4 protein-coding genes and 1 pseudogene are annotated in these 5,336 nt (G+C 56.9%); all 5 read right to left on the bottom strand.

Annotated elements, in window-relative coordinates:
• Window positions 1–707: pseudogene (locus VGE80_RS16310) on the bottom strand (squalene--hopene cyclase); the annotation flags it as partial.
• A gap of 433 nt (window positions 708–1,140) precedes the next feature.
• Window positions 1,141–1,476, bottom strand: a complete 336-nt coding sequence (locus VGE80_RS16315) for a hypothetical protein (protein ID WP_440593409.1) — start codon at window positions 1,474–1,476, stop codon at window positions 1,141–1,143.
• 512 nt (window positions 1,477–1,988) lie between these two features.
• Entirely contained in the window at window positions 1,989–3,266 is a 1,278-nt protein-coding gene (locus tag VGE80_RS16320) for a metallophosphoesterase family protein (RefSeq protein WP_440593410.1), read from the bottom strand.
• A gap of 209 nt (window positions 3,267–3,475) precedes the next feature.
• Window positions 3,476–4,588 carry an ArsI/CadI family heavy metal resistance metalloenzyme gene (locus VGE80_RS16325; RefSeq protein ID WP_440593411.1) on the bottom strand — a complete coding sequence of 371 codons (1,113 nt, stop codon included), beginning with the start codon at window positions 4,586–4,588 and terminating at the stop codon, window positions 3,476–3,478.
• Window positions 4,588–5,336: MFS transporter (locus VGE80_RS16330; RefSeq protein WP_440593412.1), on the bottom strand; the 749-nt coding region annotated here is incomplete at its 5' end. The genes VGE80_RS16325 and VGE80_RS16330, both read right to left, overlap by 1 nt.

Consider the following 5,336-nt stretch of genomic DNA (forward strand, 5'->3'; position numbering starts at 1 on the left):
GTGTTTCCCCACAAGACCATCGCCCGATGATGGAGCGTGGTGCCGGGGTTCTGCTTGAAATACTCACGTAACTTCGACAATCCCAGTTGTGCGGATTTCGTTTGAGCGTATCCGTCCGGTGCGACACCGATGGCGATGGTGGCCAGAGTCGCTCCGTAATGATCGTCGGATTCCATCGGTGGCCAGTCGCATTTGATCCACGTGAATCCCCCGTCCTCGCGCTGCAGCGTCAGCATCCGGTCGAGAGCCCGACGTGTAAGAGGATGCAGTGGTTTTTCACTCAAAGCATCGTTGAAAGCCAATGCCGCTCCGGCAGCAACAACCTCAGCGTCCCAGCGAGGTCCTTTATCTTCCCAGCGGTGAGCAACGAGTTCTTCCGCGAACTGGCGAACTTCCGCAGAGGCCTGGTCCGCTGTCTCATGGGTGGGGCGAACATACAGATACGCAAAATTGGTATGACACGTGAAGCACTTTCGTTCCTTCTGCCAGGTCAGGGCTGCCGAGTCCAGAAAGGAAATCGCTTTCTCGAGAGAGAAAGATTTTGCAAGTGGTTCGTCGCGACGGTTTTCGCCCGGCGAAACAGCGCTGGCGAGAGTGATGTTCTCTGCCGAATGGGCGATCGGGATCGTCAGACCCGCTACTGCTGACAGTGTTGCCAGACTCGCGACACAGCCAAAGACACCGCGAAGGGAGATTCTGACATGCATGAGGCCGTCCCTTACATTGACTCTGTGGAGGGAACATTCACAACGCGCACAACTTGAGTCACGCTACAGTCGCAACCAGAGAATGTCACGTTCACACGATCATGGTGTGAGAGTTTTCACGTTCCCGGGCAGGATCCCGTGCGCGAGGGACGTGAACGTTGAAGGAACGGAATCGCGAACGGCAGGCGTGCTCACTTCGAAATCCCCGAAATGCAGATGGCCCCCGTAGAAATTGCTCGGCGGAGCATTCTACAGGGGCCAGGCAGTCTCAGGTCGACAACCACATTGTCATGCTGACATCTTCGAGTGGCGTGCGAAATCGTCGGAGTGCGGAGTCACGCAGAAACCTCTCACGCTGCGCTGCGAGACAGAGCGGTGCGCCACGGTGCATGTTCCGGCAAGTGGCACACTGGCGTCTGTTCCAGACAAATCACTAGTAGCCGACGCCGTACAATGCAGGAGCGTATCCCACGCGAACACGGCCGAGCGGACCGATGTAGGTGTATGGGGCGACTCCGGGAGTATAGAAGGTGGGGGCCGGAACCGTGGCCGGAACCACGACAGGGGCTGCGACAACCACCGGAGGAGGCGGAAGGTACCGGGGACCGAAGTAGGGACGCGGACCGATCACGGTTGGATAAGCAACGACCGGCGGACCGTACGGAGCGGGATAGTAACCCCAAGGCTGGGCTGATGCCGTTTTGCTGAACATCAGGCTGAGCACTGCGATTGCAAACAACGTTGCACTCATTTGCCGAACTCGAGACATCGAACTTCCTTCAATACAAAAAGTGAACGTGGTAGCCCGACCTGGGACGCAAGGAATCAGCGGGCATCCGGGATTGGTCCTGACGTAACGCCAAACCAGCGGCAGAAAGATTTCACGGCGCGGGGATAACGACTTGTCGAAAGTGGCACCTGCTGCTTCGGTAGGAAATATCTCTCTTCGTCCTACGCGGACAGGGCACAGCCTCCTCGATAGTCATCCCGATCAATCGTCCTGCGAACTACAAATTCGGCGAAGCGGCATTCGCCGTCAAGGCATCGCCACCTGCCTGAAGGGGGATCCTGTTGCTGGATTTCCGACTTCGTTGACAGCACGAGGACAAACGAATCTCCGCAGGGTGATCGGCGGAAGCATCGCACGTTCCCCTTCAGCCTCGGGGACCGCCTGTGGTCATCTGCTGGCTGTCACCGCCAGGAACTCGAAGGCCTGTCTCCAGGCGGGGACTCCTGCGGCTGTCAGCAGATTTGTAATAAAGTGGGGGTGGGGCTGATCGCCTACCCGTTCAGTCGGTCGAGCAGCAGCGGTTTTACTTCCTGAAGGACTTCGCGAATCCAGTCGGGGTTATCCAGGAGCAGTCCATCAGGTGGTTGCAGTAATTCCGAGGGGAGTTTTTTCGCGAGGTCTTTGAGTTCATCGATTAATGGCGAAATCGCGGCGGGGTCACGATCCAGTTTTTCGAGGTATTGTTCCAGCTCGCCAAGTGGTCCATCGGTTCGGGACAGCTCGGACTGACGCAGTGGCTCACGGGTACGGAACTTGACCTGTTCCACCCAGATCTGTTCATGAGAGACTCTCGCTGCCAGGCTGCGGATTTCTGCCGTCACGGCAGTGCGGTGGCTTGTCAGGTCCCGATGAGCGACCGTTGCGCCTGTCAGCTCGACACGAACACCCAGTGGCAACCCTTTGTTCCTGTTGCAGAGGGCGAGGAGTTCGTCTTGCAGGGGGCCATAGATGTCTCTGGCCTTCGCGAAGCTTTCGCAGGGAAGCGTGACGACCTCCCAGCGAAAAACGTCAAGCGGATGGAATTTGACCTGCGCCTGAAATTGCCTGTCCACTGTGACGACGAAGCAACCCCGCGGGCCGGGCTCGCGAATATGGCGTCCCTGAATGTTTCCCGAGTAAATGCCAGACGTCCAGAGGTCAGCGGTTGTCTGTTCGGGAACAACAGTCCGCTTGTGAATATGTCCCAGTGCCCAATAGTCGTAACCCTTGGACCGCAGGTCCGTCGGCGTGCACGGGGCGTAGGTGTCGTGTTCTTCGGACCCGCTCAGACTTGTATGGAGCATCCCGATATTGAACCAGTGCGGGACAGGTTGCGGATAGTGCGGAACCATGTTCTGCAGTTCCGCCCGATTGCCGAAACTTCGTCCGTGAATGGCCACTCCCAGATCATCAAGCCGACGGGTCTCTGCCATCTCGTGCGACAACATGATGCTCTGACCGTCTTTGTTGGCGGGTAGCCGCAGACTGCGAGTCATAATGTTGGCGGCATCGTGGTTACCGGCGATCAGGTAAAGCTGAATGTCCGCGCTGCTCAGCTTGTCCATCTGCTTCACGAAAAACAGTCCGGTATTATAGTCGGACCAGTTTCCGTTATAGAGATCACCTGAGATCACGACAAAATCGACTTGTTCGGTCAGTGCGAGAGCGACAAGTTTTTCCAGAGCCCGCCGAGTCGCTCCTCGAATGAGATCCACCGGCGCGACTTCATAACGCTCCAGTCCCTCCAGAGCACTATCCAGATGTATGTCGGCCGCATGCAAAAATTTCATTCGTAGACTGACCTTCAATGTCTGAACGTTTTCGTCGGATGTTGACCGTCGCAGGCACGGCACCCCTCTGTTGCTCTCCCGCTCGCCCATCGGCAGGAGAGCGACTCGTCCGCTGGGCCGATGGAATTCGTCGCCCGATCTTCAGAGTGCAGAGAAGAGACATTATCGCAACGTTCCGTCGAAACGCGAGCAGACCCGCATCGGATTGATCAGCGACTGCCACAACTTGCGAGAGGTGCCTCCAGCGGAATTTCGACGAAAAGCTCACCGACAGTCGATTGCTTCAGGCGAGTCCAACGTTCGTCCGAGATCATCGTAGGGACGCCACGTTCCCATTCCGTGCCAAAGTCGTCTTGAATCCGTTTGAAGGGACCTTTGAAAAGAACGCGCCGGCTCGGCTTCGTCGCGGATGCCGTGGTCGCCTCACGGACTGGCTCTGCCCCTTTGGCTTCTGAAGCAAGAAGGGGCCGCGTTGCTTCCAGCTTTGTCTCCCGCAGGGCATGTCCCTGGAATTCAAAGCAGGGGGCCGTGCGGAATGTCGTCAGTCTCAGATCTTCGAACCCGGCCAGCTCCAAAGCTCTCATCAATTCTGCTCGCACAGGAACGTGTTTGACGTACGCAGCGGGGCCGGAAAGCTGTGGTGGCGCAGGAAGCTCCTGCTCACAGGTGAGAATATGCAGCGAGACGGTTCCACCGGGAACAATTGCCGCGAAGAGACGTTTCAAAATCTCGTTCACCATGCGTGCCGGTTCAGGGAGATTGAAGGTTCCTCGTAGCCGGATTTCGTCGAACTGTTGAGGGGGAACATCGAAAGGGGATCCCATCTGGTGTTCCCAGATCCGCGGCGGGGATTTTTTTAAGGCGGGACTGTGCAGCAGGTCACACGCTGATTCAGCGCCGATCACTTGATCCAGCGGCTGACCTCCGCCACGGTGATCAATGTCTCCCTCAAGTACGTAAAATTCCCATAGCCGTTTGTCGTCATCGTTGACCCAGAACTTGGTTTGTTTGGCGTAACAGCACTCGACACCTTCTTCTCGTTGGGTCTTGATCCCCAGGATTTCGAGTTGTCGTTGCACCTCGACCAGCGACTTGGCGTCAGCAAATCGAAAGCCGAGATGATTCAACGAACCGAACTCCTGTGGCGAGCGAGGTTCCAGCGACAGCACCAGAGGGGGCGAAGCCAGCTCAAACTTCGCATAGTCGGGGCGTTGCTTGGCCGGAGCGGTTCCCAACAGCTTCGTGAAGAAAGGGACCGCGTGCTCAAGATTGGACACGTTCAGAGACAGGTGGAAGCGGACAGCAGGGTCAGGTGTCGACATCAGGAATTCTTCTGCAAAAGGGGAGAGAGCAGGGCGGGGACCGCGTCAGAATGTGTTGTGGGCGGTGCCTCTTCGGGCCGCGGAACTCGCACGAAAAGAGACCAGATTGAAACAACCATCGCCAGGACTGCCAGAAACTGGAAGACGCCTGAGTAAGTCCCGAACCGGGTGAAGCACTCAGCAAACATTCGCGGTCCCAGTGCCGATGCCAAGACAGTCATCATTTGTGACACGGACTGAATTTGACCGAGATATCGTCGACCGAAGGCCTGACCCCAGACGGTAAAGAACAGCACCGTGGTAATGGTCCCTGATACCCCCATTCCCACCGCGTAGATCTTGATTCCGAAGGGAGAATGCACGTACGGGAGACACGCGAGACAGACGGACAGCAGGATCAGACCAGCGGCGAGAAGTTTATTCAGAGAGATCCGTTGACCCAGCCAACCGATGGGAAGCTTTACGAACAGTCCGACTGTGGTCGACAGGGCCATGAGATCGTAGAACGTTTCTTTGGGAAAACCCTGCTGCGTCAAAACCGATTCATTAAAAAGTGATGTTCCTGATCCAATCAGTGCCACAAGGGAAATCGCGATTCCAAACAGCCAGAACGCCGATGTCCCCATGGCCTGCCTCAGCGTAAAGCCTTGAGGTGATGAAACGGCCTCCGTAGCGTCCTGACTGGACGAGGAGACAGACTCGAACGATTGCGGAGGTTCCCGGGTGAGCAAAAGTGCAAAGGGGACGA

Origin of the sequence: Schlesneria sp., assembly GCF_036405755.1 — a bacterium.
Taxonomy (GTDB): Bacteria; Planctomycetota; Planctomycetia; order Planctomycetales; family Planctomycetaceae; genus Schlesneria; species Schlesneria sphaerica.

Bases quoted from the DNA above. Each gene is read 5' to 3' on its own strand.
- VGE80_RS16315 (WP_440593409.1), bottom strand. From the start codon at position 1,476: ATGTCTCGAGTTCGGCAAATGAGTGCAACGTTGTTTGCAATCGCAGTG.
- VGE80_RS16320 (WP_440593410.1), bottom strand. From the start codon at position 3,266: ATGAAATTTTTGCATGCGGCCGACATACATCTGGATAGTGCTCTGGAG.
- VGE80_RS16325 (WP_440593411.1), bottom strand. From the start codon at position 4,588: ATGTCGACACCTGACCCTGCTGTCCGCTTCCACCTGTCTCTGAACGTG.